The organism is Paraburkholderia sp. 32 (assembly GCF_050435345.1).
Classification (GTDB): Bacteria; Pseudomonadota; Gammaproteobacteria; order Burkholderiales; family Burkholderiaceae; genus Paraburkholderia; species Paraburkholderia tuberum.
Map to the genome: position 1 here is coordinate 1,820,465 of NZ_JBNDKD010000003.1, position 22,848 is coordinate 1,843,312.

Sequence of the window (22,848 nt, forward strand, 5' to 3'; positions counted from 1 at the left end):
GGAGCAGCGACGTGGCGCAAGATCCCGCAGACGGCATCTATTTCGGACTGATGTCGGGAACCAGCATGGACGGTGTGGACGGCGTGGCCGTCCGGTTTGCCAATGGGAAGCCGCCCGAGGTGCTGGCCGAAGCGTTCGTCGGCTTTTCGGCCGGCATCCGCGAAGCGCTGTTCGCGCTGCAACAGCCGGGGGACAACGAGATCGAGCGCGAGGCGCTCGCCGCCAACGCGCTCGCGACGCGCTACACGGTGTGCTGCCACGATCTGCTGCGCGACAGCCGCGTATCGGCCGATGACGTCCGTGCGATCGGCGTGCATGGGCAGACCGTGCGGCATCGGCCGGAAAAGGGGTATACGCGACAGATCAACAACCCGGCGCTGCTCGCGGAAATGCTGCATATCGACGTGGTCGCCGATTTCCGCAGCCGCGATGTCGCGGCAGGCGGCCAGGGCGCGCCGCTCGTGCCCGCTTTTCACGCGACGATCTTCGGTGCGAAGGACGAAACGCGCGTCGTCTGCAATCTTGGCGGAATCAGCAACATCACGATCCTGAACGCGACCGGCGGCGTGCGCGGCTTCGACTGCGGCCCGGCGAACGCGCTGCTCGACGCATGGGCCGAGCGCCAGCTCGGCAAGCCATTCGACGAAAACGGTCATTTCGCGGCGAGTGGCCAGGTCGATCGCAAGCTGCTGAACGCGTTGCTCGACGAACCATTCTTCGCAGAGCAGCCGCCCAAGAGCACCGGCCGCGATCTGTTCAACACCGCATGGCTCGATGCGAAGCTCGAGCCGTTCTCCGCGCTCGCACCAGCCGACGTACAGGCGACGCTCGTCGCGCTGACCGCGGTGACGGTCGCGCGCGAGATTGAGCGGCATGCATCCGATGCGCGGGCCGTGTACCTGTGCGGCGGCGGCGCGCGCAATCCGGAGATCATGAAGGCGTTGCAGCAGGCGCTCGAAGACAGTGGTGTAAGCGGCGTGCCCGTGATGACGACCGACGCGCTCGGCGTGCCGCCGAGCCAGGTCGAGCCGCTCGCGTTCGCGTGGCTCGCGATGCGCTGCATCGCGCGTCTGCCGGGCAGTCTGCCAAGCGTGACCGGGGCATCCGCGGAGCGGGTGTTGGGGGCTATTTACCCGCGCTGAGAAAAGGCAGATGCGAACAAACCCACGCCTCTTGATGTCGCGGGTTGCCTCTGCGGCGCGAAAACAATAAAAAAAACGGCGCCGAGGCGCCGTTTTCACTGTGGCACGAAGAGCCTGTCCGCTCAGACCGAGAACGACGAACCGCAACCGCAGGTCGTGCTCGCGTTCGGGTTTTTGATGACGAACTGCGCGCCGTTGATGTCGTCCTTGTAGTCGATCTCTGCGCCGACCAGGTACTGGTAGCTCATCGAGTCGATCAGCAGCTGGACGCCGCTCTTGTTCATCACGGTGTCGTCTTCGTTGATCGCTTCATCAAACGTGAAGCCGTACTGGAAGCCCGAGCAGCCGCCGCCCTGCACGAACACGCGCAGCTTGAGCTCCGGGTTGCCTTCCTCATCGATCAGTTGCTTGACCTTGTCAGCCGCTGCGTCGGTGAAGACGAAGGGGGCCGGCATCTCGGTCACGGGGGTGTCGGTGACTGCGTTCATTCGAACTCTCCAAATAGCTTTAGCCGATATTGTAGGGCTGTTCCGGATATCGTGCTGAAGCCCACAAAATCAATGGGTTCTTGCTGCAAGGTCGATGCAAGGCGAGCCGATGCCGCTTGAGCGAACGAGGCCGGCCGGCGAACCCCGGCAAACCATAAAAAAAGCCGCCTTCGCGCGTGGCGTTGGCGGCTTTTGCTGCAAACCGGCGCGAGGGCCGGTTCACGCCCGAAACGATTAACGCTTCGAGAACTGCTTGCGGCGACGCGCCTTGTGGAAGCCGACCTTCTTACGTTCGACTTCACGAGCGTCACGCGTGACGAAGCCAGCCTTCGACAGTTCCGGCTTCAGCGTTGCGTCATAGTCCATCAGCGCGCGGGTGATGCCGTGGCGAACCGCACCTGCTTGACCCGTTTCACCGCCGCCGGTCACGTTGACCTTGATGTCGAACGTGACACCGTGGTTCGTGAGTTCCAGCGGCTGACGCACGATCATCAGCGACGTTTCGCGCGAGAAGTAGTCGGCGATGGGCTTGCCGTTCACAACGATGTCGCCCTTGCCTGCCTTGATGAACACGCGAGCGACGGCACTCTTGCGGCGGCCCGTGCCGTAATTCCAGTTACCGATCATGTGGGCTCCCTTTAGATCTCGATCTCGAGCGCCTTCGGCTGTTGTGCCGAATGCGGATGCGTTGCGTCAGCGTAGACCTTCAGCTTCTTGATCATCGCGTAGCCGAGCGGACCCTTCGGCAGCATGCCCTTGACCGCTTTCTCGAGCGCACGGCCCGGGAAGCGTTCCTGCATCTTGCCGAACGTCGTTTCATAGATACCGCCCGGGTAGCCCGAGTGACGGTAGTACTTCTTGTCGGTAACCTTGTTGCCCGTGACCTTCAGCTTGCCGGCGTTGATGACGATGATGAAATCACCGGTGTCGACGTGGGGAGTGAATTCAGGCTTGTGCTTGCCGCGAAGACGGTGTGCCACTTCGCTGGCGACACGCCCGAGAACCTTATCCGTCGCGTCAATCACGTACCATTCGCGCGTCACCTCATGGGCTTTTGCGGAAAACGTCTTCATGATCGATCCAAAAAAATTGCTGCGCCCAATGTGTTCTTTCCTGCTTGTAGTGTGCGCATCGAGGCGCGTGCAGGCTCTCCCTGGTTCTTCTTCCGCGGGCGCGGATGCGGAAAAGCCCTGAATTATAAAGGAATTTGTGCTGGCAAGTCAAAACGTGCGATGCGCTCGCCGCGAGCGGCCAGGAAACGGGGCGAAACGCCTGACAAACGGGGGCGAAAAAAAACCCGAACGAGCGGCTCGGGTTTAATCCACCAAAGGAGGAGGTGGAGGAGACAGCGGAGGTTGCAGAACTGCTGCAACGATGAAGTAAATTATAAGAGTCACCCTTGTGCAACGCAAGAAGATTTGCATTGTGAAATTAGTTTTCACAATGTGACAGATCCGATGCAGGAAGGACATTTGACGAAACTCCTTTTGGCTCAAGCACTAAAGGCCAAAAAATTCGAATCGCATCAGACATGCCTTAGAGTAAGTACCCTAAACTGTCCGAGGAATTCTGGAACCACCCGCCCATTCCGCACCGCAACAAGAAAGCAATCACCGTGCATGGACGCGGGATGCGCTCAGCGTGCGCCAATCGTCAGACACCGGGCTACAATGCCGTCTCGACAAAGCGATGCGCGGTGGGAGTGACAGCATGGAATGCAAAGTAAGCTGGATGGGACAAGACGGGATGGCGTTCGCGGCCGAGACGGGCAGCGGTCATCTGGTCGCGATGGACGGCGCACCCGAGGGTGGCGGACGCAACCTCGCGCCGCGCCCGATGGAAATGGTGCTGCTCGGCACCGGCGGCTGCACCGCCTACGACGTCGTGATGATCCTGAAGAAGAGCCGCCAGGAGATCGCCGGCTGCTCGGTGACGCTGAAGGCCGAGCGCGCGAGCGAAGATCCGAAGGTGTTCACGAAGATCCACTTCCACTTCACGGTGACGGGCAAGAATCTGAACCCGGCGACCGTCGAGCGCGCGATCAACCTCTCGCACGACAAATACTGCTCGGCGTCGATCATGATCGCGAAGACCGCCGAACTCACGCATTCGTTCGACATCGTCGCGCTCTGAGCGCGAAAGCGATGGCGGCCACGGCCGCCACCCCGCCCCAAATGAAAAAGCCGGCGTCCCAACGGACGCCGGCTTTCCTTATTCAGCGGCAAAGCAGGCCGATAAGCCGGATTCTGTGCACGCGCCGCGCCCGAAGACTCGACCCGCGTGGCAGCCATTCCTCTAGGCGCGCCATTACTGACGCGCTCAAGCTTCCTACCCGCAGACGAGACGGGGGCCCCGTCCTGCATCGCGAAGATGCGCGCCTGCCTACTTGGAATTGCTCCGGGTGGAGGTTACCGTGCCGGTCTGCCTTGCGACAGCCGCGGTGCGCTCTTACCGCACCGTTTCACCCTTACCTGATCCCGACTTGCGCCGGGCCATCGGCGGTTTGCTTTCTGTTGCCCTGTTCCGCGTGTCGCCACGGATGGCCGTTAGCCATCACCCTGCCCTGTGGAGTCCGGACTTTCCTCGCCCTCGTTGGCCGAAGCCGTCGAGGCCGCGACTGCCTAGCCTGCTTTGCTGGCGCGAATTTTAACACCGAACTTGGAAGCGCCTAGCGCTTGCGTCGCCCCGTGCGGAACACGGACGTGTCGTCGTAGAACGCCGGCGATTCGTTCTCGGGCCACCAGCCTGGAATGCCGAGCACCGGCAGCGGCGCGAACATCCGGCTCGTCAAAGCGTCGGGGCCGAGCAGCGCCGCGCTGACGGCTTCATCGAGCCATGCGTCGCGCGTCGGGGTGTCCCATTCGAAATACTCTTCCGGAACGTCGACGATCCATGCATGGCCGGTGCAGCCCTTGAACGGCGCGATCAGCTTTTCGAGCAGCGCATGGCCGAAGCACCGCACTTCGCAGCGCCGCCCCCACGCATCGCGCCACGCGGCAAACAGCGTCTGCCACTCGAAGCCGCGTAGCGCGGCGCTCAGCGAAGAATCGGCGCAAGCGAACAGCAGCGCGTTTTCGTCGAAGAGGGTCAGCATGTCGCGCACACCGCCACGCGTCGGGCCGACGCCGAGCACGTCGAGTTCCGCCGACTGGCGCGCGTTCAGCGCCGCCTTGATGCGCGGAAACGCGAACCACATCGAACCGTTGAAGAAGTCGTGCAGATTGTGGCGCGTCGGCACGCAACCGGTCGACGCTATATGCCCCTCGTACGCGGCACCCGGTGGCAGGTCGTCCTGCGCGATGAACGCAAGAGGCTGGCCGCGGCCGGTGGTCTGTTGCATCTGGGCGGCGTCGGCGTTCATCGCGGCGAGAAGGTCCGCGTAGCCGGTCAGCGCGGCTTGCTGCCAACGCTGACCGCGTGTGGCGAATTGCGCGAACCACGGCTTCGACCAGTCGATTGCGGCGAAGCACTGTGGCAGAGGCTCGGGTGCCATGCCGCGCGCAGCTTTGGTCGCCGCGGCTTCATGCGCTACCGCGGAGCCCGCTTTCGCCGCCTTATCAATATTGGCAGCGCGCTGCCCCGCCTCACGCTCCCGCATCTACCGCAGCCTCAAACGAGACGCCAGCCAATCGACTCCCCGCCTCGCAGCGGCACGACCGGCGTATCGCCGGCCGGCAGTTCGGCCGGCAGCGTCCATTCCTCGCGACGCAGCGTGACCTTCTCCGTATTGCGCGGCAGACGGTAGAAGTCCGGACCATGGAAGCTCGCGAAGCCTTCGAGCTTGTCGAGCGCGCCGGCCTTGTCGAATGCTTCGGTATAGAGCTCGAGCGCGTGCAGCGCGGTGTAGCAGCCCGCGCAACCGCACGCGTGTTCCTTCAGCCCCTTCGGATGCGGCGCGCTGTCGGTGCCGAGGAAGAAGCGCGGATCGCCCGAGGTCGCCGCCTCGACCAGCGCGACGCGATGGGTCTCGCGTTTGAGCACCGGCAGGCAGTAGTAATGCGGACGGATGCCGCCCTGGAAAATCGCGTTGCGGTTGTACAGCAGATGGTGCGCGGTGATCGTAGCGCCAAGCAGTTCCGGCGCGACGCCCGCTTCGCGGACGTAGTCGGCCGCGTCCTTCGTCGTGATGTGCTCGAACACGACCTTCAGCGCCGGAAATGCGCGGCGCAGCGGCATCATCACGCGATCGATGAAGACCTTTTCGCGATCGAACAGATCGATGTCCGAATCGGTCACCTCGCCATGCACGAGCAGCGGCATGCCGACTTCCTGCATCACTTCCAGCGTCTTCGCGCACTTCATCAGATCGGTGACGCCCGCGTCGGAGTTCGTCGTCGCGCCCGCCGGGTACAGCTTCACGCCGTGCACGAAGCCGCTCTCGCGCGCGCGGCGGATCTCGTCGGGCGGCGTGTTGTCGGTCAGGTACAGCGTCATCAGCGGCTCGAATTTCGCGCCCTCGGGAATCGCGGCGATGACGCGCTCGCGATATGCCTCCGCCATCGCGGTCGTCGTGACCGGCGGCTTCAGGTTCGGCATGATGATCGCGCGACCGAACTGGCGAGCGGTGTCAGGCAGCACGGCCGCGAGCATCGCGCCGTCGCGCACGTGCAGATGCCAGTCGTCCGGGCGGACCAGTGTGATGGCATGGGGGGAAACGTTGGAAGCAGTCATGGCAGGAATACGAGACTTCGCGCGCCTCGCTGATCGACCGGTCAAACCGCGTTGTAGCGGCCCGAACACATGTCAATTTTGCTATTTGGCGTCTCCGGCTCGGTGATATGCTTGGGAAATCATCATTGTAACGGCTCACTCCGTTCACAGGCTCACCTGCAACATGTGCCAACTTCTCGGAATGAACTGCGCCGCGCCGACGGACGTCACGTTTTCCTTTACCGGCTTTGCGGCGCGTGGCGGCGTCACCGATCACCACGCCGACGGCTGGGGCATCGCTTTCTTTGAAGACAAGGCGTGCCGCTTGTTCATCGATCATCAATCGTCGGCCACGTCGCCGATCGCCGAGATGGTCAAGCGCTACCCGATCAAATCGAAAAACACGATCGCGCACATCCGCAAGGCGACGCAAGGGCACATCCTGCTCGAAAACTGCCACCCGTTCATGCGCGAACTGTGGGGGCGTCACTGGATCTTCGCGCATAACGGCGATCTGCAGGCTTACGCGCCGGAACTGAACGGCGTGTATCAGCCGGTCGGCACGACCGACAGCGAACTCTCGTTCTGCGCGCTACTGGAAGGTTTGCGTAAGGCTTTTCCGGGCGCGCAGCAGCCGCCGCTTCACGAGCTGTTCGCCGCGCTCGAGACGCTCACGCGTGAAATCACGCAGTACGGCGTGTTCAATTTCCTGATGTCTAACGGCCAGGCCCTGTTCGCGCATTGCTCGACGCATCTGCATTACGTCGTGCGTCGCTGGCCGTTTTCGACCGCGCATCTGGTCGACGCGGACGTATCGATCGATTTCGCCAAATACACGACACCCGAAGACCGCGTCGCAGTCATCGCGACCAAGCCGCTGACCGACAACGAAGTGTGGACCGCGTTCAAGCCCGGCGATCTGCTGATGTTCCAGCATGGCGACGTGATCGGCCGCGCCAATATTCCGGTGCCGCAGTCGGTGCTCGAAAAGTTGCGCAATCCGGCACTCGACGCATCGGCGTCGGCCACGACGATCGCGGCGTCGAACGGCGCGCACGCGGTGGGCACGAGCGCAACCACGCTTTCACCCGACAGCGAAACCGATCTCGAAGCCGCCGATGACACGGCAGCGTTCGAGTCGTAAGCCGCCGCGTCACCCTACGCGTGCGAAACAAAAAGCCGCTCCACGGAGCGGCTTTTTTTCGTCCCGCGCGAGCCCCGAAACGAGGCCTGCGCACCCACCCTCAGTGCAGAATCTTCGCGAGAAAATCCTTCGCGCGATCCGACTTCGGATTCGCGAAGAAGTCTTCCTTGCGGTCGTCTTCGACGATCAAACCCTTGTCCATGAAAATCACGCGATGCGCGACCTTCTTCGCGAAGCCCATTTCGTGCGTCACGCACATCATCGTCATGCCTTCCTGCGCGAGTTCGACCATCACGTCGAGCACTTCGTTGATCATCTCCGGATCGAGCGCCGAGGTCGGCTCGTCGAACAGCATCGCGATCGGGTCCATGGAGAGCGCACGCGCAATCGCCACGCGCTGCTGCTGACCGCCGGACAACTGCCCCGGATACTTGTCCGCATGTGCGCGCAGACCGACGCGATCGAGCAGCTTCAGGGCCTTCGCGGTCGCCTCGTCGTTCGAGCGGCCGAGCACCTTGACCTGCGCGAGCGTCAGGTTCTGCACGATCGACAGATGCGGAAACAGTTCGAAGTGCTGGAACACCATGCCGACCTTCGAGCGCAGCTTCGACAGATTGGTTTTCTTGTCGGTCAGTGACTGGCCTTTGATGACGATCTCGCCCTTCTGGAACGGCTCGAGTCCGTTGACGGTCTTGATCAGCGTGGACTTGCCCGAACCGGACGGCCCGCACACCACGACCACTTCGCCCTTTTTGACTTCCGTCGTGCAGTCGGTCAGCACCTGGAAATGGCCGTACCACTTCGAAACATTCTTGATAGAGATCATCTTGCGACCTTTTTCTGAAGACCTTTGACGAGGCTCGACGCGATCACGCAGATCACGAAATAACACGCGCCCGCGAACAGTACCATCTCGACGTTCGTGCCGTCACGATCGCCAATATTCGTAGCCGTGCGGAAGAAGTCGGCGAGGCTGATCACGTAGACGAGCGACGTATCCTGAAACAGCACGATACCCTGCGTGAGCAGCAGCGGCACCATCGCGCGGAACGCCTGCGGCAGCACGATCAGGCGCATCGCCTGCCCATAGGTCATGCCGAGCGCGAACGACGCGTTGACCTGACCACGCGGCACCGCCTGAATGCCAGCGCGGATGATCTCCGAATAATACGCGGCCTCGAACAGCGAGAACGCGACCATCGCCGAGGCGAGCCGGATGTCGATGTCGGCCGACAGACCGAGCACGCTTTGCAGCACCTGCGGCACGATCAGGAAGAACCACAGCAGCACCATCACGAGCGGGATCGAACGGAAGAGCGTCACGTAAGCCTGCGCGAACCATCCGAGCGGCTTGATCGGCGACAGTCGAAACATCGCGAGAATGGTGCCCCAGATGATGCCGAATACGATCGCGATCAGCGTGATCTTGAACGTGATGATCGCGCCGGTCCATAGCGTAGGCAGCGCGCCCGGAATACCGCTCCAGTCGAAATGATGCATCACTTTCCTCCGATATAGCCGGGCAGCCGGGCCTTCACTTCGACCCAGCGCATCAGTTGCATCACGATCAGATTGATCAGCATGTATGCGACCGTGACCGCGATGAACGACTCGTAAGTTTGCGACGTGTAGTCGACGAGCTGGCGCGCCTGCGCGGACAGATCGAGCAGACCGATCGTCGAGGCAACCGCGGAGTTCTTGAAGATGTTCAGAAACTCGGAGGTGAGCGGCGGCACGATGATGCGGTACGCGACCGGCAGCAGCACATAGCGATACGTCTGCCACTGCGTGAGGCCTACCGCCAGACCGGCCGCGCGCTGGCCGCGCGGCAACGCGTTGATGCCCGAGCGCACCTGCTCGCACACGCGCGCGGCGGTGAAGAGGCCCAGACACACGATCGACGATGAGAAGAACTGCGCGCCCGGCGGCAATTGCTTGAACCAGTTGCCGATCGACACGGGCAGCAGCTCCGGTATCACCAGATACCAGATGAAGAACTGCACGATCAGCGGAATGTTACGGAAAATCGCGACGTAGACGGTGCCGACGCCCGACGCCCATTTGTTGGGCACCGTGCGCAGCACACCGAAGAGCGAGCCGACGATCAGCGCGATCACCCATGCCGACAGCGACACGGTGACCGTCACCCGCAGCCCCGAGAACAGCCAGCCCAGATAGGTGGTCGGCTCGCCCGTGGAGACGGGACTCAGCAGAATGCCCCAGTTCCAGTGATATGACATGGCCAAGACTCCGGCAAAAAGAAACGGAAGAAGCGCGTGGCCCCTTCCGTTGCGTTCAGCGTTTCGAAAGTGTCGAAAAAGCAGCTAGGGTTTAGTCGATTGCCTTGTCGTTCGGATTCTTGAACAGCGCACGCATATCGTCGCTCATCGGGAAGTTCAGGTTCAGGCCCTTCGGCGGGATCGGCGATTCGAACCAGCGCTTGTAGATCTGTTCGCCTTCGCCCGACGTTTGCACCTTCGCGATGGCGTCGTCGGCGACCTTCTTGAAGTCGGGGTCGTTCTTGCGCAGCATGCAGCCGTACGCCTCCCGCGATTGCGGCGTGCCGACGATCACGAAATCGCCCGGGTTGCTCGACTTGGCGCGCTCGCCGGCGAGCAGCGCGTCGTCCATCATGAACGCGGCGGCACGGCCCGTCGACAGCGTCAGGAACGATTCGCCGTGATCCTTCGCGCTGATGATGTTCATGCCCATGTTCTTGTCCTGGTTCATCTTGCGAAGCAGGCGCTCGGACGTGGTGCCGGCGGTCGTGACGACCGTCTTGCCCTTCAGGTCCGGGAAGTCCTTGATGCCGGAATCTTTCTTGGTCATCAGGCGCGTGCCGATCACGAAGATCGTGTTCGTGAAGGCGGCCTGTTGCTGACGCTCGAGGTTATTCGTGGTTGAGCCGCACTCGATGTCGACCGTGCCGTTCTGCACGAGCGGAATGCGGTTCTGCGACGTGACCGGCACGAGCTTCACCTTCAGGTTCGGCATGTTCAGCTTCTGCTTGACGGCCTCGACGATCTTCATCGCGTAATCCTGCGAGTAGCCGATCACGTTCTGCTTTTCGTCGTAATAGGAGAACGGGATCGACGATTCGCGATGGCCCAGCGAAATGACGCCCGTATCCTTGATCTTTTTCAGTGTGCCCGAGTCTTGCGCATGCGCGCCAACCGTAAACAGTCCGAGAGTCGCGAGCAGCAGCGCAGCTTTTTTAATCTTCATCTTGATCTCCTTGGCAAGAACCGGCGCCAGTGTAACAAAGTAATTTTTCTGAAAGTATCGCTATTAACCATTCTGTTGCGCGCACGCCGCGATGGGCTCGCGGCGCCGTGGCACGGCCGTTTCGCGCATATGAGAAGGCGGGCGGCATCGATAGGATGCCGCCCGCCGGTCAAACACGCCGTCTTGTGGACCGCGTTGATGCACGAAGTTTCGGCGGTGTGCGCCTCCCGGCCCGGATACCGGGCCGCGTCACCGCCGTTTCAAACAAGATAGGACACGGTCCATCACGGATACAAGCCGCGCATCTCGCGCGCCTGCAAAATCCGCTTACACGCGACGATGAACGCAGCCGTGCGCACCGACACGTTCTGCTCGCTCGACACCTGCCACACCGCCGCGAACGCTTCGCGCATCACGCGCTCGAGGCGCTCGTTGATCTCGTCCTCGGTCCAGAAGAAGCTCGAGAAGTCCTGGACCCATTCGAAATATGACACTGTCACACCGCCGGCATTCGCGACCACGTCCGGAATCACGAGGATGCCGCGATCGTGCAGGATGTCGTCCGCCGCCGTAGTGGTCGGGCCGTTCGCGCCCTCGACGATGATCCTGGTCTTGATCTTGCCGGCGTTTTTCTCGGTGATCTGATTTTCCAGCGCCGCCGGAATCAGGATGTCCGACTCGACGGTCCAGAACTCATCACCGGTGATCGCATCGGCTTCGGGGAAACCGCCGACGCCGCCCGTCTTCGCGACGTAGTCGAGCAGCGCGACCGCGTCGATGCCGGTGGACTTGTACACCGAGCCTGTATGGTCCTGCACCGCGACGACCTTCGCGCCCGCCTCCTGGAACAGACGCGCGGCGATGCCGCCGACGTTGCCGAAGCCCTGCACCGCGATACGTGCGCCTTCGATGTCGAAGCCGATGCGGCGAGCCGCTTCGCAGCCCACCACGAACACGCCGCGGCCGGTCGCCTCGCGACGGCCGAGCGAGCCGCCGAGCGTGATCGGCTTGCCAGTCACGACGCCGGTGGCCGTCTGGCCCTGATTCATCGAGTACGTGTCCATCATCCACGCCATGATCTGCTCGTTCGTGTTCACGTCCGGCGCGGGGATGTCGGTATTCGGTCCGATGATGATGCCGATCTCGCTCGTGTAGCGGCGCGTCACGCGCTCGAGCTCGCCACGCGACAGCGTGCGCGGATCGACGCGGATGCCGCCCTTCGCGCCGCCGTACGGCACGTTCACCGCCGCATTCTTCACCGACATCCACGCGGACAGCGCCATCACTTCGGATAGCGTAACGTCCTGGTGATAACGCACGCCGCCCTTGCCCGGACCGCGCGACACGTTGTGTTGCACGCGATAACCCTCGAAGTGCGCGACCGTGCCGTTGTCGAGTTCGATGGGCACGTCGACGACGAGAATGCGCTTCGGGCGCTTCAGGGTTTCGAGCCAGCGGGACAGCGAACCGAGATACGGCGCGACGCGGTCGACCTGGCGCAGATAGTTGCCCCATGGGCCGAGGTCTTCCTTATTGAGGTAGGAGGGAACGGCTTGCAACGTTGAGGCGGCTTGTACCGATTCTGCGGCTTGTTGCTGGGATGACATGAACGCTCCGGCGTTTGATCGAGTACGGGCATTGTGGAAAAACGCCGTATCGAAATCCAATGCCGTTTCCTTATCCCGTTATGTTTTTCTTGCATAACGTTCGCAAAGCCGCAAATTCGCGTCGTCGCGAGGCAGGTTCGAGTTTGAGTTTTATGCCGCGGCTCAGGCGGCGCTCTGCCGGAGTTCCTCCGACACCACGTCCCACAACCGGCGCACGAGAATCTGGCGCGCGTCGTCGCTTTTCGCGGCGAGCTTGTCGCGATACAGGCGAATCTCCATGCTGAGCGTCAGTTGCCCTTCGGGCGTGCCGCGCGTCGCGCGATCGAGGCGGATCAGCCGGCCTTCGGCCACCGCATCTTCGACCGCGCTATGCGGCAGAAACGCGATGCCGTGACCAGCGAGCGCCATCGCCTTGAGCCCCTCGGCCATGTCGGTTTCGTAGAGCCGGTCGAGGTACAGGCGCTCCGGCGCGTTCGCGAGAATCACCTCGGTCATGCGCCCGAGGTACGCGTTCGGCGTGTACGACAGATACGGCGCGGGCGCATCGGCCGAGCCTGGCAGCGTGTGACGCGGCCGCCCCGCGCGGGCCGGCGCCGAGAACGGGCTGATCGGCTCGTGGCCGAGCGTCAGCATGTCGTAGCGCGCCGGATCGAGCGCGACCGGATGGCTCGGATGGTGGTAGCCCATCATCAGATCGCAGCCGCCTTCCACCAGCGAGAGCGCCGCGTCGTGCACGTTCAGCGCGCGCAGCCGCGTGTGGATCGGGCCCATCTGCGCCTCGATGCGCTGCAGCCAGCGCGGGAAGTAAGTGAGCGACAGCGTGTGGGGGACCGCGAATTCGATCGTCGCCTGGGGCGTCGCCGTGTGGCCGCGCAGCAGCGCACGCGCCTCGTGGAATTGCGACAGCATCGCGAGCGCCTGCTCGTTGAACACCTGACCGGCCGCCGTGAGCCGCGTCGGATAAACAGAACGGTCGATCAGTTCCGTGCCGAGCCACGCTTCGAGCGCCTGGATGCGGCGCGAGAAAGCCGGCTGCGTGACGTGGCGCAACTCGGCCGAGCGGCTGAAGCTACGCGTTTCCGCGAGCGAAATGAAGTCTTCGAGCCATTTCAGTTCCATGCGATTGCGCTTGCCGTCGAGAGGGAAGAAGTCAGCATTCTAGCGGCGCGGATTGCGACCCACGCATCCGGGCGGGCCCATCGCGTCACAGTGGTAAAATCCACGGTTCCCTCCGTTCCCGACCCGCTCGCTGAGCGCTCAACCGCTTCAACCCGGTCCTCATCATGTCCGACACCCGCCCCGACACCCTGTTCGCGCTGAACGCGCTTTCCCCGCTCGACGGCCGCTACGCCGCCAAAACCGAAGCCCTGCGCGACTGGCTCTCGGAAGCCGCCTTCATGCGCAATCGCGTGACGGTCGAAATCCACTGGCTGATCGCGCTGTCGCGCGCCGGCTTCGCTGAAGTGCCGCGCTTCTCCGAGGCGTCCGAGCAATTCCTGCTGCAACTGGCCGAGCGCTTCACCGCGCACGATGCCGCGCGCATCAAGGAAATCGAGCGCGTGACGAACCACGACGTGAAGGCCGTCGAATACTGGCTGAAGGAATCGGTGAAGGGCCATGAAGAACTGGAGCGCGCGAGCGAGTTCATCCACTTCGCGTGCACGTCGGAAGACATCAACAACACGTCGCACGGCCTGATGCTCGCCGGCGCGCGCGAACACGTGATCCTGCCGGCGCTGCGCTCGGTGCATCAACGCCTCGTTGCGCTCGCGCACGCGCACGCCGCCCAGCCGATGCTGTCGCGCACGCACGGCCAGCCGGCCAGCCCGACCACGCTCGGCAAGGAAATCGCCAACGTCGCCGCGCGGCTCGCGCGTGCGATCGAGCGGATCGCGAAGGTCGAACTGCTCGGCAAGATGAATGGCGCGGTCGGCAACTTCAACGCGCACCTGTCCGCGTATCCGGAGTTCGACTGGGAAGCATTCTCGAAGGACGTCGTCGAGAACCGTCTGAAGCTCGCGTTCAATCCGTACACGACCCAGATCGAGCCGCACGACTACATGGCCGAGCTGTTCGACGCGATCTCGCGCGCGAACACGATCCTGCTGGATCTGGACCGCGACGTGTGGGGCTACATCTCGCTCGGCTACTTCAAGCAGCGCACGAAGGCCGGCGAAATCGGTTCGTCGACGATGCCGCACAAGGTCAACCCGATCGACTTCGAAAACTCGGAAGGCAACCTCGGCCTCGCGAACGCCACGTTGCGTCACCTCGCCGACAAGCTGCCGGTGTCGCGCTGGCAGCGCGACCTGACCGACTCGACGGTGCTGCGCAACATCGGCGTCGCGTTCGGCTACTCGCTGCTCGCGTACGACTCGCTGATCCGCGGCCTCGACAAGCTCGAAGTGAATGCGCAGCGTCTGAACGAAGACCTCGACAACTGCTGGGAAGTGCTGGCCGAGCCGGTGCAGACCGTAATGCGCCGTTACGGCATCGAGAATCCGTACGAGCAGCTGAAGGAGCTCACGCGCGGCAAGGGCATCACGCGCGAGGCGCTGCAGAGCTTCATTGGCGGCCTGGCGATTGCGCAGGACGCGAAGGACCGCCTGCTCGCGATGACGCCCGGCTCGTACATCGGCCGGGCCGTCGAACTGGCGAAGCGGATCGGCTGATCGGCTGGGCCAGCTTCTTCAATGCGTAAAAAAGCCGCTCCGGGGAGCGGCTTTTTTTTCGTCCCGCGTTCGAAGCTGGAACGCGAAGCAATCAGAGACTCAGCGCGCTTCGACCTGCCTGAGCACCTCGTCGACGATCTGTTCCGGCGTCAGATCGATGCTGACCGTGATCGCTTCGTCGTCACCGGGCTCCTCGAGCGTATCGAGCTGGCTTTGCAGCAGCGACGGATCGAAGAAATGCCCGGTGCGATCCCCGAGACGCTCCGCGAGCACCTCGCGCGAACCCTTCAGGTAGACGAAGCACACGTCCTTGTCGCCGGCACGCAGAATGTCGCGATACGAGCGCTTCAGCGACGAACACGTGAACACCGCCGTCTCGCCCGCTTTCTGCTTTTCCTCGATCGCCGCGCGGATCGTCTTCAGCCACGGCCAGCGGTCTTCGTCGGTGAGCGGAATGCCGTGGTGCATCTTCTCCTTGTTCGCCGCGCTATGGAACGCGTCGCCGTCGGTGAACGCGCAATGCAGGCGCTCGGCCAGCATTTCGCCAATCCTCGTCTTGCCGGCGCCCGACACGCCCATTGCGATCAGAATCATTTGAAACTCCTTACAGGACCGCCGCGAGTGCGAAGGTCAGGCCCAGCCCCATCACCGAAATGATGGTTTCGAGGAGCGACCACGTCTTGAAGGTCTGCACCACCGTCATGCCGAAATATTCCTTGATCAGCCAGAAGCCGCCGTCGTTCACGTGCGAGAAGATCAGCGAGCCCGAGCCGGTCGCGAGCACCATCAGTTCCGGCTTCACCTGCACCGCGCCCGCCGCCGCGATCGGCGCGACGATGCCGCAGGCGGTCGTCATCGCGACGGTGGCCGAGCCGGTCGCGAGACGCATCATCGCCGCGACGAGCCAGCCGAACAGCAGCGGCGACAGATGCACCGCGGTCGCCACGCTGGTGATTTCCTTCGAAATGCCGCTATCCATCAGTACGCGGCCAAAACCACCGCCCGCACCGACGATCAGTGTAATACCCGCGATCGGCGCGAGACACTCGCCGCAGAACTTCTGAATCTGCTCGCGGTTAAAGCCGCGGCTCGCGCCGAAGGTCCAGAAGCTGACCAGCACGGCCGTCAGCAGCGCGACGTCGGTGTTGCCGAAGAAGCGCAGCAGATCGTTCGGCAGCGTCTTCGGCTCGAAGACCAGGTCGGCCCAGCTGCCGACCAGCATCAGGACCACCGGCAACAGGATCGTGACCAGCGTGATGCCGAAGCCCGGCAGTTCGCGCTTCGGTGCAGCGGCCTTCGCGGCGTTACCACTTTGCACGCCGTTGGCGTCCTTCACGTCGCTGCCCAGAAATTGCGCGGCAAGCGGATTTTCCTTCGGCAACTGGATATGACGGCTCACCATCAACGCGAACAGCGGACCGGCGACGATCGCGCACGGCACGCCGACGATCAGACCGTAGGCGATCGTCTTGCCGATGTCCGCGTGATACGCCTGCACGGCGAGCAGTGCGGCCGGGTGCGGCGGAATCAGCCCGTGCACGACGGACAGACCCGCGACCATCGGCAGGCCGACCAGCAGCAGCGATTTGTTGGTGCGCTTGGCGACGTTGAACGCGATCGGAATCAGCAGCACGAAGCCGACTTCGAAGAACACCGGCAAGCCGACGATGATCGCGACCACCATCATCGCCCAGTGAATGTGTTTCTCACCGAACCAGTTGATCAGCGTGGTCGCGACGCGCTCGGCGCCGCCCGATTCGGCCATCATCTTGCCGAGCATCGTACCGAGACCGACGACGATGGCAATGTGCCCGAGCGTGTTGCCGTTCCCCGTTTCGAACGATTTGACGATGGTCTGCATCGGCATGCCGGCCACGAGGCCCAGCAGCAACGACACGATGATCAGAACGAGAAACGGATAGACCTTGAAGCGCGTGATCATCAAGATCAGCAGCGCGATCGCGATCAATGCGTAGACCAGCAGCAAGCTGCCGTGGGCAGATTCCATGAATCCCCTCCTTTGGTTTATTGACTTCAGAGTGCGGATGCCGCCGGCACTTCGTCTCACGGCAACCTGCGCGATGCCTGAAAACCCGGCTAGCCGCGCGGACGCTGAATTCTACTGTTTGTTTCCAGAAAGCGCGCGCAAATCCAGCACGCATATCAGGTAAAAAAAGAGTCTCGGCGCGACAGCCTGATGCGGCTGTATCGACGAGACTCCTGGGCCCGGTTCAGCTGACCGATGCGCTATTGGGTTGTGGGGCTTAGTGCGCGGGTGCCGCCAGCTGGCTCGCGGCGCGCGCGAGGCGGGTGAGCTCGTCCCAGTTCTGCGCGGCGAGCGCGGCCTTCGGCGTGAGCCACGAACCGCCGACACAGACCACGTTCGGCAGCGACAGGAAGTGCGGCGCGCTTTCCGGCGTGATGCCGCCGGTCGGGCAGAACTTCAGCGCCGGGAACGGGCCGTGGAACGCCTGCAGCATCGGCACGCCGCCCGCCTGCTGTGCGGGGAAGAACTTGACGATCTCGTAGCCGAGCTCGAGCGCGAGGATGATGTCCGACGGCGTCATCACGCCGGGCAACAGCGGCAGACCCACATCCTGCGCGGCCTTGTGCATGTCCTTCGTCAGACCCGGCGACACGCCGAACTGCGCGCCCGCCTTCTTCGCCTGGGCGCAATGCTCGGGCTTCGTGATCGTGCCGACACCGACCACGATATCGTCCGCGAGTTCGCACGCACGCTCGATCGCGCCGAGGCCCGCCGGCGTGCGCAGCGTGATTTCGAGCACCTTCACGCCGCCCGCGTGCAACGCGCGCGACACGTGTTCGCCCTGTTCGACCGTGTCGAACGCGAGCACCGGAATCACCGGGCCAAGGCGCACGATATCGCTTACTGTTTTCGACGTCATAGTCAGACTCCTTGTTTCTGCGGCGCCGCGCCGGCTTGCGCGGTGCTCGTGTGATGGTCGCTGGGTTGATGGCCGTGCTGATGGTCACCGTCGTGGCCGTGCTTGTGATGGCTGCCGTGGCCGTGCTGGCCGTCGACCGTGCCGCCCTCGCCGACCAGCTTGCCGAACACCGACGCGCCCTGCTCCGCCGGCGCCGCCGCCGCACGGAACACGCCGAACAGCTCGCGGCCGAAGCCGACTTCGTTGTCCGCCTGATGCAGCGGCTCGGCGTTCGGACGCGCGGCCCACTCGGCTGCGTCGATCTCGATGTCGAGCACGCCCGCCTCGGCGTCGATCACCAGCATGTCGCCCGTGCGCACTTTGCCGATCGGGCCTTGCAGCAACGCTTCCGGCGACAGATGGATGACCGCCGGCACCTTGCCCGACGCGCCCGACATACGGCCATCGGTCACCAGCGCGACATGGAAACCCTGATCCTGCAGCACACCGAGCAGCGGCGTCAAACGATGCAACTCGGGCATGCCGTTTGCGCGTGCGCCCTGGAAGCGCACCACCGCGATGAAGTCGCGCTTGAGCTCGCCCTTGTCGAACGCTTCCTGCACCGCTTCCTGCGAATCGAACACGATTGCCGGCGCCTTCACCTTGCGATGCTGCGCCGCGACCGCCGAAATCTTGATTACGCCGCGGCCGAGCTTGCCCTGCATCAGACGCAGGCCGCCGTCCGGCTGGAACGGCTCCCTGATGCCGCGCAGCACCGCTGTGTCCGCGCTCGCCTCGACACCTGCCACCCATTGCAGCTTGCCGTCGAGCAGCTTCGGCTCCTCGGTGTAGCGCTTCAGACCCTTGCCCGCGACCGTGTTCACGTCTTCATGCAGCAGACCGCCTTCGAGCAGATTGCGCACGAGGAACGCGACGCCGCCCGCCGCGTGAAAGTGGTTCACGTCGGCCTTGCCGTTCGGATAGATCTTCGCAAGCAGCGGTACCGCCTGCGACAGCGTGTCGAAGTCGTCCCAGTCGATCACGATGCCGGCCGCGCGCGCGATTGCGACGAGGTGCAGCGTGTGATTGGTCGAGCCGCCCGTCGCCAGCAGCGCGACGATGCCGTTGACGATCGCCTTCTCGTCGACCACATGGCCGATCGGCATGTAGTGGCCGCGCTCGACCGTCAGATCGAGCACGCGGCGCGCGGCCTGCGCGGTCAGCGCGTCGCGCAGCGGCGTGTGCGGATGCACGAAGGCCGAGCCCGGCAGATGCAGGCCCATCACTTCCATCAGCATCTGGTTACTGTTCGCGGTGCCGTAGAACGTGCAGGTGCCGTGGCTGTGATAGGCGGCCGCTTCCGCTTCGAGCAGCGCGTCGCGGCCGCACTGGCCGGTCGCGAACTGCTGACGCGTCCTGGCTTTGTCGTCGTTCGACAGGCCGCTTGCCATCGGGCCGGCCGGCACGAAGATGGTCGGCAAATGGCCGAACTGCAGCGCGCCGATCAGCAGGCCCGGCACGATCTTGTCGCAGATGCCGAGGCACAGCGCCGCGTCGAACATGTTGTGGGTGAGCGCGACGGCCGTGCTCATCGCGATCACTTCGCGCGAGAACAGCGACAGCTCCATGCCCGCGTTGCCCTGCGTGACGCCGTCGCACATCGCCGGCACGCCGCCCGCGAATTGCGCGACGCCGCCGTTTTCGCGCGCGGCCTGCTTGATGATGTCCGGGTAGTTTTTGTACGGCGCGTGCGCCGACAGCATCTCGTTGTACGACGACACGATGCCGATATTCGGCTCGCGGATCTGCTTGATCACGAGCTTGTCGTTGCCCTCGAGGCCGGCGAAACCGTGAGCGAGGTTCGCGCACGACAACGCGCCGCGCGCCGGAAAGCGCCCCTGCGCATGCTCGATGCGGGCCAGATACGCTGCGCGCGTGGGCTTGCTGCGCTCGATCACGCGTTGCGTGACCTTCAACAATTGCGAATGCGGGGAAACCATCGGAGCTCCTTCGTCGCTGGCGGCAGGCGCACGCATGACACCTGGCGGTATCGCGGGGTTGTGATATCGAACGACGCCATCTTAGTAGAAAAACTACACGATCACAATGACGAACTCTGTTGCAGCGCCGCATGGCGCGGATCGCCAAGTCGCCCTACTGGCGTCGCCTTAGCGCTTTACAGCAGAAACCCAGGGAATACACTTACTCGCCGATATGTAGTTTTTGTACCTAGCTTTTGTGCGTCAACGACCAATCGGATATAGTCCACACGTTCTTCAGCATAGTGCGAGTTTTCCGATGATGCTGTCCCAGGTGGAAGAGATGCGCGACCAGTTGCGCCCGTCCGAGCGCAAGCTGGCCGATTACGTGATCGAGGCGCCGCGCGAGGTGCTCGATCTGTCGATGACCGAGGTCGCCGCGCGCGCGGGCGTGAGTCAGCCGACGATCGCGCGCTTCTGCCACGCGCTCGGTTTCTCCGGCTTTCGCGAATTCAAGATCCGTCTCGCGCAGGGCATCGCCAGCGAAGTGCCCGCCGTCTATCGCGACGTGCGGCCCGACGAGCCGACGCCGGGCGTCGCCGCGAAGGTGCTCGACCGGACGATCGGCGCGCTGATTCAGGTGCGCAACAATCTGTCGTCGGATAGCGTCGCCGCGGCGATCGACATGCTCGCGCAAGCGAAGCGCATCGAGTTCTACGGGGCGGGCGGCTCAGGCATCGCCGCGCTCGACGTGCAGCACAAGTTCTTTCGGCTCGGCATGCCGAGCGTCGCGTATTCGGACCCGCATACGTTTCTGATGTCGGCCGCGCTGCTCGGACCTGGGGACGTGGTCGTCGCGATTTCCAATACGGGCCGCACGCGCGACATCATCGATGCCGCGAAGGCCGCGCTGAACGCGGGCGCGAAGGTGATCGCGATCACGCACGGCAATTCGCCGCTCGCGCGGCTCGCAACCGTGGGCCTCTTTGCGAACGTCGACGAAGACACCGACATCTTCTCCCCGATGACCTCGCGCGTGTCACATCTGGCGATCGGCGACATTCTGGCGGTCGGCGTCGCGCTGAGCCGCGGGCCCGAACTGCTGGAGAAGCTCGCGCAAACGAAGGAAGTGATCCACCGGCGGCGGGTGGATTCGCAGGGGTGATCCGCTGCGATGGAACGCGGAACGACGGGATAACGCAAAAGGGCGGTGTGCCATTCAACCGGCATACCGCCCTTTGATCTTTTCCAGCGCCCTGCTTAACGCCGTCAGCCGCTCAGAACGGCTTGATCACCACCAGCGCGACCGCGGCGAGCATACCGAGCACCGGCAGCTCGTTGAACATCCGATACCACTTGTCCGAGCGGCGATTCTCGCCGCGCTCGAACCTGCGCAACAGCACGCCGCAATACGCGTGATAGATGACGAGGAGCACGACCACGCCGACCTTCGCGTGAATCCAGCCCTGCCCGCTGCCGATGCCGATCACGAGCCACAACCACAGGCCGCACGCGATCGCGGGCACGGCGATGAAGCTCATGAAGCGGAACAGCTTGCGCGCCATCAGCAGAAGACGCGCCGTCGCGGCGGGTTCCGTTTCCATCGCCAGATTGACGAAGATGCGCGGCAGATAGAACAGGCCGGCAAACCAGGAGGCAATCAATACGATGTGAAACGTCTTTACCCAAAGCATCGGCGGGGGTCCTTGTGGTCCTTGTTGTTGTGGCGCTTCGATTCGTGCTTTATTGACGGCCTTCGCCATGACCCAGCACGACGTATTTCAGCGACGTCAGCCCTTCGAGGCCGACCGGGCCGCGCGCGTGCAGCTTGTCGTTCGAAATGCCGATCTCGGCGCCGAGGCCGAACTCGAAGCCGTCCGCGAAACGCGTCGACGCGTTGACCATCACGCTCGCCGAATCGACTTCGCGCAGGAAGCGCATCGCGCGGTCGTGGTCTTCGGTGACGATCGCGTCGGTGTGCTGCGAGCTATACGTGTTGATGTGCTCGATCGCCGCGTCGATGCCGTCGACCACCTTGATCGCGAGCACCGGCGCGAGATATTCGGTGCGCCAGTCTTCCTCGCTCGCATCGACGAGCGGACCGACGCCCGCGTCGGCCAGCACCGCGCGCGCCGCCGCATCGACGCGCAGCTCGACGTCCTTGCCGCGATACAGCTTGCCCAGCGGCGGTAGCACTTCGGCCGCAATGCCGCGCGCGACCAGCAGCGTCTCCATCGTGTTGCAGGTGCCGTAGCGGTGCGTTTTCGCGTTGTCGCAGACGTTCAGCGCCTTCGGCAGGTCCGCGCGATCGTCGACATAAACGTGGCAGATGCCGTCGAGGTGCTTGATCATCGGCACGCGCGCTTCGTTCATCAAACGCTCGATCAGGCTCTTGCCGCCGCGCGGCACGATCACATCGACGTACTCGGTCATCGTGATGAGCTTGCCGACCGCCGCGCGGTCCGACGTCGCGACCACCTGCACCGCGTCCTGCGGCAGACCGGCCGCTTCGAGGCCCTCGCCGATCAGCTTCGCGAGCGCGGTATTGCATTCGAGCGCTTCGGAGCCGCCGCGCAAAATGGTCGCGTTGCCGGACTTCAGGCACAGCGCCGCCGCGTCGATCGTCACGTTCGGGCGCGATTCGTAGATGATGCCGATCACCCCGAGCGGCACGCGCATCTGGCCGACCTGGATGCCGCTCGGCCGGTACTTCAGATTACTGATCTCGCCGATCGGGTCGGCCAGCGCCGCGACCTGGCGCAGGCCTTCGACCATCGTTTTCAGCGCCTTGTCGGACAGCGTCAACCGGTCGATGAACGCGGCATCGTGGCCCTTGCCGCGGGCGCGTTCGAGGTCGCGCGCGTTGGCGGCCTTCAGCAGATCGGCATCGCGCTCGATCGCCTCGGCAACGGCCGCAAGCGCCGCATTCTTCGCGGCGGTCGACGCCCGCGCCATCGCGCGCGAAGCCTGACGGGCGCGTTGGCCGAGGTCGGTCATGTACTGGTCGATATCCATGGTCATTCTCGTGATGCCCCGCACGTTGGCATGCGGTGGTC

22 protein-coding genes and 1 other RNA gene are annotated in these 22,848 nt (G+C 63.6%); 5 read left to right on the plus strand and 18 right to left on the minus strand.

The features are described 5' to 3' along the window. Positions 1–11: 11 nt before the first annotated feature. A complete protein-coding gene (locus OKW26_RS31110) occupies positions 12–1,142 on the plus strand; it encodes an anhydro-N-acetylmuramic acid kinase (RefSeq protein ID WP_429356139.1) in 1,131 nt (376 codons plus the stop codon). Positions 1,143–1,264: 122 nt separating this feature from the next. On the opposite strand, the gene erpA is transcribed toward OKW26_RS31110, so the two are convergent. From erpA to rplM, 3 genes are all read right to left on the minus strand, one after another. Then, the gene (gene erpA / locus OKW26_RS31115) at positions 1,265–1,630 is read right to left on the minus strand and encodes an iron-sulfur cluster insertion protein ErpA (protein ID WP_027198818.1); all 366 of its coding nucleotides are present in this window, start codon (positions 1,628–1,630) and stop codon (positions 1,265–1,267) included. A 234-nt stretch (positions 1,631–1,864) separates the two neighbouring features. Then, on the minus strand, positions 1,865–2,257 hold the full coding sequence (rpsI, locus tag OKW26_RS31120; RefSeq protein WP_011489810.1) for a 30S ribosomal protein S9: 393 nt from the start codon (positions 2,255–2,257) through the stop codon (positions 1,865–1,867). Between the two features lie 11 nt (positions 2,258–2,268). Then, entirely contained in the window at positions 2,269–2,703 is a 435-nt protein-coding gene (gene rplM, locus OKW26_RS31125; RefSeq protein WP_090801822.1) for a 50S ribosomal protein L13, read from the minus strand. Positions 2,704–3,340: 637 nt separating this feature from the next. Between rplM and OKW26_RS31130 the strand changes: the two genes are divergently transcribed. Next, the gene (locus OKW26_RS31130; protein ID WP_026226035.1) at positions 3,341–3,763 is read left to right on the plus strand and encodes an OsmC family protein; all 423 of its coding nucleotides are present in this window, start codon (positions 3,341–3,343) and stop codon (positions 3,761–3,763) included. A gap of 86 nt (positions 3,764–3,849) precedes the next feature. On the opposite strand, the gene rnpB is transcribed toward OKW26_RS31130, so the two are convergent. The 3 genes from rnpB to pyrC form a co-directional block, all read right to left on the minus strand. Next, positions 3,850–4,263: RNase P RNA component class A (gene rnpB, locus OKW26_RS31135), an RNA gene on the minus strand. Positions 4,264–4,298: 35 nt separating this feature from the next. After that, positions 4,299–5,228, minus strand: coding sequence for a DUF3025 domain-containing protein (locus OKW26_RS31140; RefSeq protein WP_429356140.1), 930 nt, complete (start codon positions 5,226–5,228; stop codon positions 4,299–4,301). Between the two features lie 11 nt (positions 5,229–5,239). Then, positions 5,240–6,301 (minus strand): dihydroorotase, encoded by a 1,062-nt coding sequence (pyrC, locus tag OKW26_RS31145; protein ID WP_429356141.1) that lies wholly within the window; start codon positions 6,299–6,301, stop codon positions 5,240–5,242. Between the two features lie 163 nt (positions 6,302–6,464). Between pyrC and OKW26_RS31150 the strand changes: the two genes are divergently transcribed. Next, entirely contained in the window at positions 6,465–7,424 is a 960-nt protein-coding gene (locus tag OKW26_RS31150; RefSeq protein ID WP_184050901.1) for a class II glutamine amidotransferase, read from the plus strand. A gap of 100 nt (positions 7,425–7,524) precedes the next feature. Here OKW26_RS31150 and OKW26_RS31155 read toward each other — a convergent pair whose 3' ends face one another. From OKW26_RS31155 to OKW26_RS31180, 6 genes are all read right to left on the minus strand, one after another. Continuing rightward, complete coding sequence (locus tag OKW26_RS31155) at positions 7,525–8,250, minus strand: amino acid ABC transporter ATP-binding protein (RefSeq protein WP_429356142.1); 726 nt, start codon at positions 8,248–8,250, stop codon at positions 7,525–7,527. Then, positions 8,247–8,924 carry a glutamate/aspartate ABC transporter permease GltK gene (gltK, locus tag OKW26_RS31160; RefSeq protein ID WP_018421788.1) on the minus strand — a complete coding sequence of 226 codons (678 nt, stop codon included), beginning with the start codon at positions 8,922–8,924 and terminating at the stop codon, positions 8,247–8,249. Before gltK ends, OKW26_RS31155 begins: the two co-directional genes overlap by 4 nt. Next, positions 8,924–9,664 carry an amino acid ABC transporter permease gene (locus OKW26_RS31165; RefSeq protein ID WP_184058438.1) on the minus strand — a complete coding sequence of 247 codons (741 nt, stop codon included), beginning with the start codon at positions 9,662–9,664 and terminating at the stop codon, positions 8,924–8,926. Before OKW26_RS31165 ends, gltK begins: the two co-directional genes overlap by 1 nt. 91 nt (positions 9,665–9,755) lie before the next feature. Next, complete coding sequence (locus OKW26_RS31170; RefSeq protein ID WP_090801828.1) at positions 9,756–10,649, minus strand: glutamate/aspartate ABC transporter substrate-binding protein; 894 nt, start codon at positions 10,647–10,649, stop codon at positions 9,756–9,758. A gap of 284 nt (positions 10,650–10,933) precedes the next feature. Beyond that, entirely contained in the window at positions 10,934–12,256 is a 1,323-nt protein-coding gene (locus tag OKW26_RS31175) for a Glu/Leu/Phe/Val family dehydrogenase (protein ID WP_184022933.1), read from the minus strand. A 162-nt stretch (positions 12,257–12,418) separates the two neighbouring features. Further along, the gene (locus OKW26_RS31180; RefSeq protein ID WP_184050911.1) at positions 12,419–13,375 is read right to left on the minus strand and encodes a LysR family transcriptional regulator; all 957 of its coding nucleotides are present in this window, start codon (positions 13,373–13,375) and stop codon (positions 12,419–12,421) included. 164 nt (positions 13,376–13,539) lie between these two features. Between OKW26_RS31180 and purB the strand changes: the two genes are divergently transcribed. After that, positions 13,540–14,928, plus strand: a complete 1,389-nt coding sequence (purB, locus tag OKW26_RS31185) for an adenylosuccinate lyase (RefSeq protein ID WP_184058442.1) — start codon at positions 13,540–13,542, stop codon at positions 14,926–14,928. A gap of 99 nt (positions 14,929–15,027) precedes the next feature. Here the strand turns inward: purB and OKW26_RS31190 are convergent, their stop codons facing one another. The 4 genes from OKW26_RS31190 to edd all read right to left on the minus strand — a co-directional run bounded on the left by OKW26_RS31190 (position 15,028) and on the right by edd (position 19,813). Further along, the gene (locus OKW26_RS31190) at positions 15,028–15,522 is read right to left on the minus strand and encodes a gluconokinase (protein WP_090801834.1); all 495 of its coding nucleotides are present in this window, start codon (positions 15,520–15,522) and stop codon (positions 15,028–15,030) included. A gap of 10 nt (positions 15,523–15,532) precedes the next feature. After that, positions 15,533–16,936: a gluconate:H+ symporter gene (locus OKW26_RS31195; protein WP_184058446.1), complete on the minus strand. Its 1,404-nt coding sequence runs from the start codon at positions 16,934–16,936 to the stop codon at positions 15,533–15,535. 256 nt (positions 16,937–17,192) lie between these two features. Beyond that, positions 17,193–17,834, minus strand: a complete 642-nt coding sequence (gene eda / locus OKW26_RS31200; protein WP_090801837.1) for a bifunctional 4-hydroxy-2-oxoglutarate aldolase/2-dehydro-3-deoxy-phosphogluconate aldolase — start codon at positions 17,832–17,834, stop codon at positions 17,193–17,195. A 2-nt stretch (positions 17,835–17,836) separates the two neighbouring features. Further along, entirely contained in the window at positions 17,837–19,813 is a 1,977-nt protein-coding gene (edd, locus tag OKW26_RS31205) for a phosphogluconate dehydratase (RefSeq protein ID WP_429356143.1), read from the minus strand. 298 nt (positions 19,814–20,111) lie between these two features. Between edd and OKW26_RS31210 the strand changes: the two genes are divergently transcribed. Then, positions 20,112–20,957 (plus strand): MurR/RpiR family transcriptional regulator, encoded by an 846-nt coding sequence (locus OKW26_RS31210; RefSeq protein WP_090801838.1) that lies wholly within the window; start codon positions 20,112–20,114, stop codon positions 20,955–20,957. 112 nt (positions 20,958–21,069) lie between these two features. Here OKW26_RS31210 and OKW26_RS31215 read toward each other — a convergent pair whose 3' ends face one another. Both OKW26_RS31215 and OKW26_RS31220 read right to left on the minus strand, forming a co-directional pair. After that, on the minus strand, positions 21,070–21,486 hold the full coding sequence (locus OKW26_RS31215; protein ID WP_018421800.1) for a CopD family protein: 417 nt from the start codon (positions 21,484–21,486) through the stop codon (positions 21,070–21,072). Between the two features lie 49 nt (positions 21,487–21,535). Further along, the gene (locus OKW26_RS31220; protein WP_184050922.1) at positions 21,536–22,807 is read right to left on the minus strand and encodes a glutamate-5-semialdehyde dehydrogenase; all 1,272 of its coding nucleotides are present in this window, start codon (positions 22,805–22,807) and stop codon (positions 21,536–21,538) included. Positions 22,808–22,848 lie beyond the last annotated feature (41 nt).